Genomic DNA, 13,899 nt, shown 5'->3' on the forward strand with positions numbered 1-13,899 from the left:
CTTGAGGGTTGGTCTTGTTTGACCTGATTCATCTCGCGCGACGATATTAACATTGGTTCGATTACGAATCTATGTGGTGGATAGTCTTGGGGCTTTTGATATCTCTTCAACCGCTGGGTGTTAGAAAAATACCTGGAATGGTATTGAGCGTCGAATATTTTCGGATTGTGATAGATGCTTTCCGTGCTTTTCCGGGTTTTCAGCGGCGATTATTAACTCTGTTACTGTTATTCTGTTCTCCTTTTCATAGTAATATTGCGCCTCAACGACCCTTGGCGAATAAATGCCCACAGTGGAATAGAGACAGATGAGAAACCCATGAGAGAAGAGGATAAGGCAATCAACGATATACCGGATTTCTCAATTGCAGCAGACGAGCGCCCGGGACGCAGGAAAGCCGCGGCTACTGACGGAAAGCCTACCGTCAAGAAAGGGAGTAGTCCCTCAGGTAAAAGTGGAAATGGCTTGGCCTGGCTCACAATGGTCATGATTATTGTGCTGGGAGCCGGTGGCGTCTGGCAGTTCAAACAGGTGCAACAGGAGCTGGCCGATACCCGACAGGCCCTGAAGGCCACGCAGGAAAAACTGAGTACCGTGACCGGAGAGGTCACTGCTACCGGTCAAAACCTTGATCAGAGTGGCTCAGCGCTGAGATCAGAGCTGGAAGTAGTGAGTTCTGAAATTCGCAAGCTCTGGGACGTTTCAAACAAGCGAAACCGGCAGTGGATCCTGATCAATAAGGATAATGTTGTTAAAGCGCTTAAGGAAGCAGAGGAAGCGGGCAAAACAGCAGATAAAGTATCTCGCCAACTGAGCGCGTTGCAGAAAAGTACGCGTGAGATGGATCGGTTAATGAAAGCCATCAGCAGTGAGCAAGTGGCCGCTCAGGGTGTCATGACAGACAGTCTTGAGAAGTTTGAAAAACAGTTTGCCGAAATGAAAAAGCAGGTGGCTGACCAGAAAACGCTTCAGGCTGAACTTATCAGGAAAGTGGAGGATCAGCAGCAGGCAGTTAAAGCCGTTGACTCATTCCGGGTGCAGGTCAACCGCAAACTGCAGCAACTGGAGGATACTGTCAGAGGTCTGACACATCCACCCGGGGAAGGTCTCGGTCTGGAATAATCCTCACTGCCGGAACAATTGGTTACAGAAGCTGATAAGTTCAAAACAACACCCTAACAGCTTCTGGAAACTGCCTTCCATTCAATGAAAAGCGAGATGCCATTTTAAACTGGCTACATTTAAGAATAATAATCCTTTTCGGAGTTGTGGGTCGATGATGGGCTTTTTTCCCATGACAGGGCGGTTATGTCTGTTGGTTGCGATGGCAACCATGACCTCTTCCTGCACACTATTAGACTGGTTTGAGAGTAAACCAGACACTTCCGAGTCCGTTAAAACTGTCGTAGAGAAACCATCAGACTGGACTTACTTTCATCAATGGCAGGTCAAGAACTCTCACTCCGCCCTTAAGTCTCTGGTACCTCACGAAGATATGACCCTGACTGGGCAGTGCTTATTTTCTGCAGATCTTATGGCTCTTCTGGAATCAAAACCAGAGGGTTTGTTGGTTCCTGTTATCAGGGTGGCCCGTGATCTGACATTGTCGCCAGATCTGGAAAACAGTGTGCGAATTTATCAGGTTCTCAGATCTCAATTTCTACTAGCCGGGGCTGGCGACAGCCTGACTTTTTATCAGACCCTTTTATCCAGCATTGAACATACCTGTCCAGTAAACATGACCCGTAAGATCGACAGCTGCCAGTTTAAAAAGTGGCTGTCATATGCCGGTTTAGGGGGAGAAAGTACTGTTTATGATGAAGCTCGGCTCAGGCGCTGGTATAAGTCTCATTCGTACATTAAATACATGATTATAAGTTCCGGTGAATTGTTTAATTCTGACGCCCTGCTGAGTGCACGTTATTCTGCCAATTCCAGAATTATTACCAGGCAGCCGCTTTTTGTGAGAGAAAAAAGTATCAGGCCCTATCTTGGCAAGGTTCGTTTTGACTGGGTCATTCCGGGTAATGGCGGGCAGAAACCTTTTATTAGTCTGGGCTCCTGCACTTTGAGCTGGAAAGAGCTTGAGAAACTAAGGCGCACGAATGGCCCGGACTGGTTGGATACGACGTCACTGGCAGAAGTCAACCAGATCTTGCTTCCCTATTTTATTGAACTTATGAGCAAGGCGACCAAAGCCATGTCAGGGCAACCCAATTGATAATACCGACATTTTGATGCTGCTTCGATGCCTTAAAGGCGATAGAGTCACCCATTGACGAGCTGTGCTTTCAAGCCACCGGAATGCAAAACTCCATAGAAACCCACTGCTAATCTTAAATTGTGAATTCATCCTACGGGTATGAATTCAGCATCTTAGGTGCCGGAATTTGAGCTGTTTCTTGGCAGTTGTGTTGTTTTTCAACGGATGTTGTAGACCGCATGGATTCAAGAAGCAGTGGCATTGGCCCATCCCATAGCCATCACCTGAACAGTACATCAATGCACGACTCCCAGACTTCTGAGGAGCAGATAAGTCATGGTGTGGGTTCGATTCAGCTGCCAAACAGGCTTCAAAAGGGCAATCGTCCGATCACAACCGCTATTGGAAACAGGGATATCGCCCGTGTCGAAGTTGGCGCACCTTCGATTCCAAAACCCTTCAGCATGGTTTGCAGAGCCTCTGTCCACCCAATCAGCCCGGTTCCTGAGCATACTCTTTTCAGGCTCAGAGAAAGCATTAGGCCGGAGATGGTGGAAAAGGCCTGCAGAAAAACCAGACTGCAGATGGCTGAACGTGTGAGCAGGCTTCATGATGAGTTGGGCTGGCGATTTAAAGTGCCTGCTAACTCCGAACAGACAGAATGTGCCCTGGGTGACAACAATGGGCATATAATGACTCTGGCCATGGCCCGGTCCATGATTCATCAGATTGAGGTCATGGAGAACGGTGTTGCCGATGCAATCACAGCGAATGGTCAATCAAAGGAAGCCTGGAAAAGGGGACTGTTGGAGAGACATAAGCTGGAGAAAATGCATCGTGAGGTTCTGGCTCTCGCTGAGTTCTACTGTCAGCAATCCCCCGGGCTAACACATTCTGAAGAGATTTCTATCCCTCAAGACAATGATCCATTTCGAGATCTTGATGTCATCTTTTCAGAGAATAGTTTGGGCATGCCACCGTTGGTGCCCAAACTTGCAACTCCCAGACCGCCAGATGGACCCGCTCTATCGCCTCAAAGTTTCGAGTTATCAAGGGCTCAGCAGGAACTGAGCGGTCTAAGAACAGAGAAAGAAGCATTAGGCTCTGAGCTACAGCAGACTCGTAAGCAGTTGGCTGAACTGACAGATGAGGTAGAAGCGCTTAAACAGAAAGAAGGGAAAGTGCCAGTACATTTTTCTGAAAGACTCAGTGAGCTTGAGAAAGAGCACACCGAATTAAGAGACGAGCTCAAGCAAAGGGATCATCAATTACGTCAGAAGCAGCACCGGATAGTTAACATCCATGATTCTTCTGTTGAAAGCAGAGAATTATCGAGTTCAGAAACGCCCGATCCCGATGATTGGCTGGGTGAGCTGGAAGCTGTGAACAGACAGCTTCAAGTCAAGATGAACGAGCAAAACCAACAGCTGGTTGAAAATGGCGTTACAATTTCACAACTCCAGACTCAGATTGATGCTTCTGGTCAACAGATAGACAGTCTGCAAAGTCAACTTCAGGCCGCCCATCAGAACCATCAGCAATTGGGTCAGCAGGCTGTTTCAGCTCTGGAACAAAAGAATCAGCTGGCACTGCAACTTCAGCAGGAGTATCTGGATAGCTATCGGGCACTTGAAAATGATTTGGAACAGGAAAGAGCCAGGCTGGCAGAGCTTCAGCGGAGCTATCAAAATGCTGAAGAGCGAGTAGCTGATTTATTCAGGCAAAATGGTTTGCTGCACTCTGAAATTCAGGCTCTCAAGCAGGGGCTTGAAGCGTCAAAGCAAGCCGATTCTGAAAGAGTAGAGCAACTTGAGACGCAGGTGAAAGAGCTGACAAAGCATCATGATCATTGGGTTCTGGCTCATGTTGAGGTCACTAGCAGGAAAAAAGAGGTTGAAGAAAAGGCGAGGAAACTGGAAGAGCAGCTGAATCATATCGAAGAAACCCATAAGCAAGAGCTGGATCAGCTTCAAAGGCAATTTGAGGCGGCAAACAGCAGAGCCCATTCAGCAGAGCAATCACTTTTTACCCTTGAAGGAGACCATAAGGGTGCGCTTGCTCGTGAAGAAGATCTGAGAATAGCATTGAGGGATACCAAAAGGGATCTTCAGGAAAAGTTAGAAGAGCTTCAGAAACAGCAGTCAGAGTTTGCTGTAAAAGCCCGGTCATTAAAAGAGATTCATCTGGAACGACAGAAATACGACGATGAAATCAGCGCTTTGCAACAAACCCTCATTGAGCACAAAGATCAGATACGCGGTAAGGAATTTATAGAGGGTCAGGCTCTGGAAGAAAAAGCGAAGCTTGAAGCCTTGTTGTTGACTAAACAATCTGAGCTCGAAGCTTTGCAGCTGAACTATGACAGAGACTTAAAAGGCCTGGAAGAACTGAATGTGCAGTTGGCTGAAGCCAGAGATGAGGTCACTTCTCTGAAAGAGCAAGTACAGAGTCTGCAGCTGGTTCAGAATAAGGGTTTGCAGGAAAGTGAAACTCATCAGGCTGAGATGGCGTTGATCGCAGAGCAACTGAGCCTTGCAGAACAAAACCATCAAAAAGAAAAAGCGAATTTAGAGTCAGAAGTCGAAAAAGCCAAAACCTCTGAGCAGATGGTGCAGGCTCAGCTCACAGCCAAAGAGACAGCACTGGATGAGTTACAGTCAAGGCTAGAGAGCACTGAGCGTGAACTGAGGGAAAAAATAGTCGACCTTGAGAAAGATCTTCGCTCAAAAGAGCATGACCTTTCACAAAGAGATCAGGAGCTGGTGGCCGAGAGGAAAAAAGTTCAGGAATTGATGGTCGGGAGCGATGCGCTTGAAGAGGAGAAAGTGAAACTCGAATCATCACTGGCAGCACTTCGCAGAGAGCTTGAGTTGGCTGAAAGGGCGACCCAGTCGTCGAAAGAAGAAGTCACTGAACACATAAGACAATTACAAGTTGCTGAACAGAACTCAGAGAAATTGCAAAGTAAATTGGCAGAAGCAAAAAGCAAGGAAAGAGAGGCGATGGAACGTCTTGCCATAGCCGATGAGTCTATTCCTGAATTGAAGAAGACGTCAGAGCGTTATCATCGGGAACTTCAGTCAAGCCAGCAGGAAGTGACTCGATTGACGGATCTGCTAGCGGGGAAAGAAGATGAACTGGCCGAGGCCAAAATCAGGGAGAACTCACTGTCATCTTCGATCTCAGCAAAGAATGACAGGGTTCGTGAGCTTGAACAAGCAGAGATTGAGTTCAGGCGTGAGGTTGAAAAAGCCAATCAAAGGACTCAGGAAAAGCAGCAGAAAGTGACTGAGCTTAGCCAGAAAGTAGACGATCAAAGTCGTTCTATTGAAAAGCTGACCCGTAGGGAGCAGCAGCTGATGGCTGAGAAAGCAATGAATGACAGTAAAGTGATTCAGTTGCAAGACAGTATTCAGTTAATTGAACAAGAGCGAGAAGAAGTCAGGCAAAAACTTCTGGAAGCTGAGCGTAGTTTACGAAGTGGTAGTGATGCGGCCGAGTTTGAAAAAACTCAATGGGAAAGCCAGGTCAGGGAGTCAAGATCCAGAGTGGCTGAGCTGGAAAGTCGCCTTAAAGAGACCGAAAAGAAAAGAGACCACTTTCAATCAGAATCCGATGCCCTTGCGCGTGACAGAGATCAGGTCAATAGGCAACTTCATGGCCTTCAGGTCAGTGTCGAAAGTCTGAAAAGTCAACATAGCTTTGAGTTGGAGAGGCTCACTGAAACAAACCAAGGGCTTGATCAGCAACTTCGTGAATCTCAGGAAGAGGTCAGGAAGACAAAACTTGAACTATCTCATAAAGACAGCACACTCGAACAAAAAGAACAAAGCATTGAATGGACTAACAAACAGTTACTTGCTTTGAAAAACAGTCTTGAAGAAAGTCAGGCCAGGGTGTTGAGTCTGGAGAGTGATGCAACAGCATTGGGCAGAGAATATGATGGCTTGGAGCTCGAAGTAAAAAGGTTAACTCAAGAAAGAGATCAAGCCCGTACGGCCTCTTTAAAGCAGAGCGAAGAGCTGTCTCTTTTGCAGGGCAGTCTTGAAAAAGCAGAAATCAATCTAAAGTCTCTGGAAAGGCAGCTTAACGATGAACAAAATCAGAAATCAGTAGCGTTGGCTGATCTTAAAAGCCAGATTCGTCTGGCTGAAGAAAACAAGGATCACTTTAAAATACTTTCAGAGACAGCAGAAGAGCAAAGCAAAATACTCGATAAAAAGGTTGCTGAGCTGGAAGCCTTGTTGAGGGGCAGCGAAAAAGAAGCCCGCAGCTTACAAGTTAAAGTGGATGATCTCAATATCAGCCAGGATAGGGCGTTGAAAGAAGCTGAAGAGTTGAAGGTTGAATTAAAAACCCTGACAGATCAGTCCAGACAGGCAGCATCAATCCATACGTTTGCGTTGCAAGAGAAAGAGTTAGCCAATCAACAATTAGTCCAGAGTCTTGAGAAAGAACAGTACGAGCGAGATCAGGAAAAGCAAAAACTTGAAGAGGCTGTCAATAATCTTGAGCAGGAACGAAATAGTTTGCAGTCCAGGCTGGCTGAACTTCAGGTTGCCAGCGATCATCTTAGTGACTCTGATTATGAGTCAGATGCGGCTTCTGCTGACGACCTTTCCGAGGTGGAGTCTGTGAGTTCAACCGCTTTATCCGATCTGTTTTCTGATCAGGTTGATCCATCCGCCGAAGACGTTATTGACCTCACTCAAGATGCTTCTTTGCCCAAATGGACAGACCTGAGGGGAGTCGTTTTAGAGGTCAAGAGCGAAGAATATACTTCTCTGGGGCCCGGATCTTTTGTTATACCGAGCCTGATTCAAAAATTGAGTACGGCATGGTCTGATCTGGCTTCAGGACAGGAACTGATTGAAAAAGAGCAGGAACTTTATCATTTCACCAGCCCGGAGCATCTTCCGGGCAAGAGCAGTTCCCGAAAAGCAGTGATCTTGCTCCATGAGCAATTTCTCAAGGAGCTGAAGTCTATCGGGCAAGCCTATCAAAAAGCCCGGGGTTTGACCTCGGATGGAACTCTTGCTGATGACTTTACCCGCGAGATTGAACGGATTAAAGCCCTGACTCAGGACAACATACAAATACTGGCCAGGAGACAGGACGATTTTCAGGATCGGGTGGACAGGTTTGAAGCCTCTCTTGAAGCCTTAAAGCCTGATGCTCAGGCGGGTCCGGAAGACCCTGAGGTCATAGTTGATTCAGGGTTGACCAGCATAAGTACTGTGTTGGCGAAGAATCCGGAAGAGCTGGACAGGGAGTTCTATACACATGCCCTTTGCGCTATCGCCAGATCTGCTTCGGAGCGTCTGAATGAATCATGGAAGAAAAAAGTCGCAACGATCAGGGAGCCCGATGAAGGACATCGTGCTTTAAGAGACTACGAATACTCACTTCAGAGAATGCTTCCAGAACATCTGCCACCCAGGCTGGGGCGCAGTGTGCCTGAGCATGGTCGTGTATTTTTAGCAAAGTTGCTTGGAAGTCTCAAAACGGAGTTTGAAGTCACACTGGACGAACAGTTGGGAGGCGGTCATAAGACACTGGCAGACCTTTCACTGGAAGAGCGAATGGTCAGGGATCCACAAATTTGTCACAGTCTGTTAACGCTACTGTCCAGTTTACAGGAGCAGCATGAAGGTATTGTCAAACAACTCAGGCCCTCAAAGTTGGCGGCAGGGGCAACGCGATGGGTTGATTTTGACTACGCCGATGCTTCGTTGGTAGGACTCAGTCAGATCAGGGATGAATTTCAATTACCCGCAACACCAACAATGACAAAGGTACTTAAAACCATCCAAAGGGAGCTGAAAAGGCCCGGATCACTGGTTCTGACCATGGCTGTCAGGCAACACAGAGAGAATTACAACACCGAAAAAGAGAGAGACACACGCAGACGTAAGCTGGAAAAACAGTGTACGGAGTTACTGGCTCAGGAAACGAGGCTCGACCCAAAGCAGAAGTTTAGAGGTGTGACCCATGATGTTCATTTAAACCAACCTGTTGGACATCCTCATCAAGCCGAAATTGCCTGTTTTCAACCCGATTCGCCGGTTCCCCTGTTAGATGTTTCAGAACATGTGCAGACTCAGGCTGGCTTCAGGCACAGTGCTCTGACTCAGAACCCTGACTGTCTTATAAACAGTTTCATGAATGGTTTTAATAAGATGGCTGTCCATAAAACCAGCCTTGTTACCGGCGACCAGTATGTTGAATTATCTGAGGGTGCCCAATGTCAACCTTCACTGGTTTTTCATTCCAAAGCGGGTAAGCACTGGCAGATTCAGCTGGATGGACGAACCTGGTCTGTGGATCCAGCTTTTCTTCATGAGCATCCCAATTACCGGATCCCCTTCCAGGTCAGCACTGAAGGTAGAGAAAAAAAGCGGGACTGGATTCCTCTGAAAAGTGCTTCGGGACAAATCGTCATATTGGTTGCTCAGAAAACACCTTCCGATCAGCAGTGCTTTATGTATGAGCTGGGCTCGAACAATCAACTGATCCCTGTTCCCATCCAGGGAGAAAATCCCAGGGCCGAGCTGATTAAGGCGAATTTACTGAGCAAGGCGTGTTTACTGGAGACGGATAGTCCGACGCCATCCAGGGCACGCAAAGAGTATCCATCCGAAGTCCTTGAGCTTGAGTCGCTGAAAAATGCCTGGCTGCCCAATGTTTCCCTGGAGCAAATCGACGGATGTTACAGGGACGTCGTTCAGCAAGTGGACCGTCAATTACTCAAGCCTCCGTTTACCTGTTCACCTTGTGAAGGGCGTGTCAGAAGCCTGCCTGTTGAGCTTCCGGTAGTAAGAAAAGTAGCTCAGGAAAAATCAAGGAAGCCGAAAACCGGTGCTCACCAGGAAACCTTTCATCCAGAACAGTTTTCGCCCTTTACTGTCAATGCCAGTTTTGGCCACGTCGGTCAAGCGTTTCTGAAAGCGAAGAGAGAGCTGTTGGATGATAGTGCTCATAGTGCTACTGAAAGCATCATTAAAACGCTTGAAGGAGAGCAAGATGCTTTTCAGGGACAGGTCTTTAAAAACCTCTCGGTCTACTCCGGTTGCGAGTTGCAAACTCTCGGGCCCCGCGGGATGCCTGATGGGAAAACGTTAAAAATCAACAGGCAGTCGGTTCTGAGAAATTTTGAAAAGGTCATCGTTAACAACAGAAAGCACTGTGTTCGTACACTTCAGTTGAAAAAAGCTCTGGAAAAAAGTTTGGTCAGCTACATTCGCGATGCTTCTGAAGAGGATTTGCAGGGCTTTTCAGATGGCGAGCTGCTGGATCATGCTATTCGTAACTTTGAGAGGGGGCTGGCGCCCGGTGGTCGTGATGTTGACGGCTTTATCAAGCGCATGTCCCAATTGATGCTGGTGGATATTGATCTTGAGCAAAGCAGTCTTATTGGTCAGCAGCTTGAGATACTTCAGCATGAGCTGGTGGACCTGGACTTTGCCGCCTTTGAACAGGTGAGTCAACCTCATGAGTACATCAGGCGTTGTCAGGAATGGAACCTGAATATGGCGCTGCTGGCATCCAGGCAGAGCAATCTCAATAACAGAATCAGCAGTTACGATAACATTTTGCTGGATACCAAAAACCTGGCGCTTCTGTCCTTTGAAAGAAGGCATCATATTGTCTTGTCAGCCGATCAGGCCGAGGAACTGGCTGTGACACTGGAGGGGGTCAGCCAATGGGCCAATGGCCATGAGGTCGCCATGCTGTCTCACAAAGGCACCGGCTACGGTAAAAGTACACTGTTACTGGCGTTGACGGATCACGCTTCTGCGCAATTGGGCTCTGACACGCACCGTTCGGTCATTGTTATGGCTCCCAAAACGAACCAGGCAGAATTGGACAAAGGGTTGCGTGAGTATTATGCCCGCAAGGGGCAGAACTATTGTCGATTGAACCTTGAGACCTGCTTTGCAGCACCCGCTGAGTTATCCGTTGCCAGGTTGTTGGAGGTTGAGAATATCCTGTTGGGCTTACCCGCCGCTACATCAGTGGATGACAGACAATCTTTGTTAGCTCAGGGGCGGGTTCCGGTGGGAGCTTCGATCACGGATGTCCAGATTCTGATGCACCTGAAGCAGGCTTTGCTGGACGCTGAAGGTTTCATTCAGGACAAGCAGGCAATACTGGCAAAACTGGATGCCTGTCTCGATTTGCTTAGAAACTCAATGGTCTTTGCCGACGAGTTTGACAGCGAAATGGTGCCGCACACAGAGGCTGAGTCGATATCAGTGGCTCAGGCCGTTCAGAAGGTGATCAATGGGCTTGGCTATGCCTTTGAAGTAGAACCCCGGAGTATCAATCTGAAACATTCAGAATTCCTGTTTGGCTGTAAAGCCCGGCATTTACTCTCTGCGACTTTGGGAACTTTGTATTGTGCAGCGCTGGCCAGTGCTTCAGGCAGTGTTGAAGAAGTGCGTCACAAGGCAAGGACAGACCCGGTGACCACCAACCAACGTTTCTGGCACTTTCTGTCGCTGGCTGAACCGGTGTTTTTCAGTTCCTCCGACCCGCAGGGCAGGGACAAGATGCTGACCGATGTTCTGCACAGGGTAGGCCCACGGCCCCAGATTATTTTCTTTGATGGTGCTGAATCGGGTGAAGAGTCTACGGCAAAAGCACACCAGATGAGTCGGACTTTAAACCGGGAACGGCTGGCTATGGGTGGCGTTCAGAAGTCTGTCATCTACTATGACCCTGACAAGAATTTGCAGATGCAGTATCAGGACGATCCGATCTATGGGCAGGGAGCGTCAGCTTCTTCAGAAACCATTACCCAGCTCAGGCGTTCGGGGGGGCAGAATACCGATGGTTACCTGAGTAAAGCCCAGTCCGTGGGCACTGACATGCCCCAGGGTGGTGCGACTGTGGGTATTTTTCACGGGCTGGTGGGTCAGGCTGGTGGTGAAGCCAATGAGAACTACCTGGTTCAGCAACTGGGTCGTCTTATCCGTGACAGCAAGGATTTGCATAAGGCTCAGAAGGTATTCATGGCCGTTGATCTGGATGCGGTTGATGGCATCAAAGGCGCAGACAAACAGAAAGAGGCATTTACTCAGGCTCTGAAAGCCCTGGATGACTCCATGGCGAGCCAGGATAACCTGTTTCCTGAGGGGATAGAGAATGCCTCTCCTGCGCTGAAAAAAGTGATTGAGCAAACGGTGACGTTTCCTATTCAAAAAACTGAAGAAGGCGGAAGGGGTTATTTAGAGAGCCTGCCTCAAATAAGAAACGAACTGGCTGAGCTGGGTAAAAAGGAGTGGGCAGAGCTGGGTCTCTCTCAGGCAGCCTTTCAGGAGCTGGTTAACCTGAAAGCCTGCCAGTGGGCTTGTAAGAATGCATGGCTTGAACTGGTGGCCGTTGATGTTGCCAATCGTGAGAGAAGTAATCATACGCTTAGCTGTGAGCAAGCGTTGCAGCAGGCCAGGGTCAACAGCCATCTGGATAAAGTTTATGCGCAGGAGCATCACTGGCTGAATAATGAAGCTGTCAGTCTGGTGGATAACCTGGATTTGAAAGCCGCGGGCATTCCTGCGGAAGCGGTTGCTGTTGTCACTAGCAGCCTCAAGTCAGAAGTGACAAACTTTCTCAAATCGATGGATAGGCGGATTGTTCTGCCGGGAACGTATCAGGAGGATTTGCTTGAAACAGCGGATTCAGAACCGATGCGTGAGCGCCTCAGCGGTTACTTCGAGCAATTAAAGAGCGAAGGGGTCAGGCTGGATGGCAAAGACATGGTGAGTGAGACCAATGCCAAGCTGATTCATCAGAGCGACGTCGCTTTAGAAGAAGCTCAGTTGAAAATAACTGAGCTTTATAATGTTGTGAAGAAGTTAGGGGATAGAGCTTCAGGTTCTAAGTATTTCAGGGACATTATCGATAGCCTCGGGAACAGCAGGGAAAAGCTGAAGGCCGAAGGAGGCGTGCAGGAAGCGATGAAAACGGAAGTCACCCTACAGAAGGCTTACCAGCACATGATGGAGGCTGTCATGAAAGTCGTGATTAATCGGGGAGTATTGGATCTTGCTGCAATAGAAAAGCAGATGATGGCCGTGATCACTCAATGTGTTGATATTGATCCGGCTTTACAGCTATCTCTACGCAAGAATACTGTTGGTGTTACCAAAATCAAAGCTATGGATCTCACGCCGCCTGAAGACGTCTCTACCACCTTTCAAAAGTTCAGATGGAGGAAGAAGGGACAACAGGGGCAGTGGACGCTGATTGGGAATTCCAGGCAGGCGATTATGGATTGCGATGTTGCCAAAGATCATTTCAGCATTAAAGCCGACTGTATATCCAACAAAAGTCAGTTGAACAGTATGCAGGCACAAGCCGCTTCCCTGAAGGGCAGACAAACTGAGCTGAATCGTGCCGTCAAGTTATGCCAGCACCCGGTCCAAAAAGAGTTCAGGGACTGTGTGGATGAAGTTGAAAGGGCATTAATGCAGCAGTTTGGCGCATTTGCCAACGGGCAGAAAAAGATCACAGAGCGTGAGCAGCAGTTAATGCTCAGGCAGAGTGAGTTAAGGCAGAGCAGGTTGTACAAGGTTCTGGTTTAAATTTTATACAGGTAGGGCAGTAAAGGAATACAGATTATGTCTATGGTTCCACGCGGCAAGGAACGCCGCAGCATCAAGCGTCATCAGTTGAATGAATATCTGACTGTATACAACAGGAACACGCTCAGGGAAATAGGAAGTATTGGTAACATCAGCAGCAATGGTTTGATGCTCATCAGTACGGTACCGGTTCTCATTGGTGCGGTTTACAGTATGAGAATTAAGCTGCCCGGACCTGATGAAGAGAAAAACCATATTGACTTTGATGCCCGGTGTCACTGGTGTAAGCCAGACGTGGGTCCGGAGTTTTTTGATTCTGGCTACAGTATTGTCAATGCAGGGCATGATATTATTGACTTGGTTGAAGTACTCAAGGAGTACTTTTCTTTCACTGAGTGCTGACAGGTTGAGTGGAAAATATAGCTGACGATCACTCGGTTCATGCTTTTTGAGTGCAACAAGAGAATTGAATGTCCAGCCAGCCCACGGGCCGTTATCGGGTGCCTGATCTATTACCTGACTCCTCTTTTCAGTGGGAAGCGGAAGTCAAGCGAAGCCGTTTTATTACTTTCCTGTCCAGAGTGACCTCAAGAGCCGAAGCGCTCTCCTTCCAGCAATCTCTGAGAAATCAGTTTCATGATGCCTCCCATCACTGTCTTGCTTTTATTGCCGGTCCTCCCGAGGGAAATACCGTCCTGGGTTTTGATGATGATGGTGAACCCGGCGGCACGGCTGGCAAGCCTATGCTCAATGTTTTACAGCATCGTCAGATCGGAGAGGTAGCGGTCGTTGTGGTACGTTACTTTGGTGGCATCAAGTTGGGAGCCGGAGGACTGGTTCGGGCTTACGGTGCGTCAGTTCAGTCAGCCGTAGAACAGTTGCCTGTGGTTGAATGTGTCCCCATGATTCAGGGAACTGCCTTGCTCGATTATGCCAATGAGCAAGCTTTTCGACACTGGCTGGAATCCCTGTCAGGAGAAATCATTCACTGTGACTATAGTGACCGGGTTGTTATCCAGATTAAATTGCCCGAAGCTACCAGAATTGACTTTACTTCCAGGGTGACAGAGTCCCTGAAAGGGAAGATTTCATTGCATTGGCAGGAGTGAA

5 protein-coding genes are annotated in these 13,899 nt (G+C 48.1%); all 5 read left to right on the plus strand.

The genetic code is table 11. The features are described 5' to 3' along the window. Window positions 1–318: 318 nt before the first annotated feature. Window positions 319–1,122, plus strand: a complete 804-nt coding sequence (locus KDK17_RS01740; protein WP_257280449.1) for a hypothetical protein — start codon at window positions 319–321, stop codon at window positions 1,120–1,122. A 202-nt stretch (window positions 1,123–1,324) separates the two neighbouring features. After that, the gene (locus tag KDK17_RS01745; protein ID WP_257287204.1) at window positions 1,325–2,221 is read left to right on the plus strand and encodes a hypothetical protein; all 897 of its coding nucleotides are present in this window, start codon (window positions 1,325–1,327) and stop codon (window positions 2,219–2,221) included. Window positions 2,222–2,442: 221 nt separating this feature from the next. Next, a complete protein-coding gene (locus KDK17_RS01750; RefSeq protein ID WP_257287205.1) occupies window positions 2,443–12,789 on the plus strand; it encodes a hypothetical protein in 10,347 nt (3,448 codons plus the stop codon). Between the two features lie 36 nt (window positions 12,790–12,825). Continuing rightward, the gene (locus KDK17_RS01755; RefSeq protein ID WP_257275201.1) at window positions 12,826–13,191 is read left to right on the plus strand and encodes a PilZ domain-containing protein; all 366 of its coding nucleotides are present in this window, start codon (window positions 12,826–12,828) and stop codon (window positions 13,189–13,191) included. A 68-nt stretch (window positions 13,192–13,259) separates the two neighbouring features. Beyond that, entirely contained in the window at window positions 13,260–13,898 is a 639-nt protein-coding gene (locus tag KDK17_RS01760; protein WP_257275199.1) for a YigZ family protein, read from the plus strand. The last annotated feature ends 1 nt before the right edge of the window (window position 13,899 follow it).

It is taken from the genome of Endozoicomonas sp. SESOKO2, from assembly GCF_024606245.1.
Classification (GTDB): domain Bacteria; phylum Pseudomonadota; class Gammaproteobacteria; order Pseudomonadales; family Endozoicomonadaceae; genus Endozoicomonas_A.

What these genes read in the sequence shown, in the direction of transcription:
- KDK17_RS01740 (WP_257280449.1), top strand. Translation starts at nt 319, where the DNA reads ATGAGAGAAGAGGATAAGGCAATCAACGATATACCGGATTTCTCAATT.
- KDK17_RS01745 (WP_257287204.1), top strand. Translation starts at nt 1,325, where the DNA reads ATGGCAACCATGACCTCTTCCTGCACACTATTAGACTGGTTTGAGAGT.
- KDK17_RS01750 (WP_257287205.1), top strand. Translation starts at nt 2,443, where the DNA reads ATGGATTCAAGAAGCAGTGGCATTGGCCCATCCCATAGCCATCACCTG.
- KDK17_RS01755 (WP_257275201.1), top strand. Translation starts at nt 12,826, where the DNA reads ATGTCTATGGTTCCACGCGGCAAGGAACGCCGCAGCATCAAGCGTCAT.
- KDK17_RS01760 (WP_257275199.1), top strand. Translation starts at nt 13,260, where the DNA reads ATGTCCAGCCAGCCCACGGGCCGTTATCGGGTGCCTGATCTATTACCT.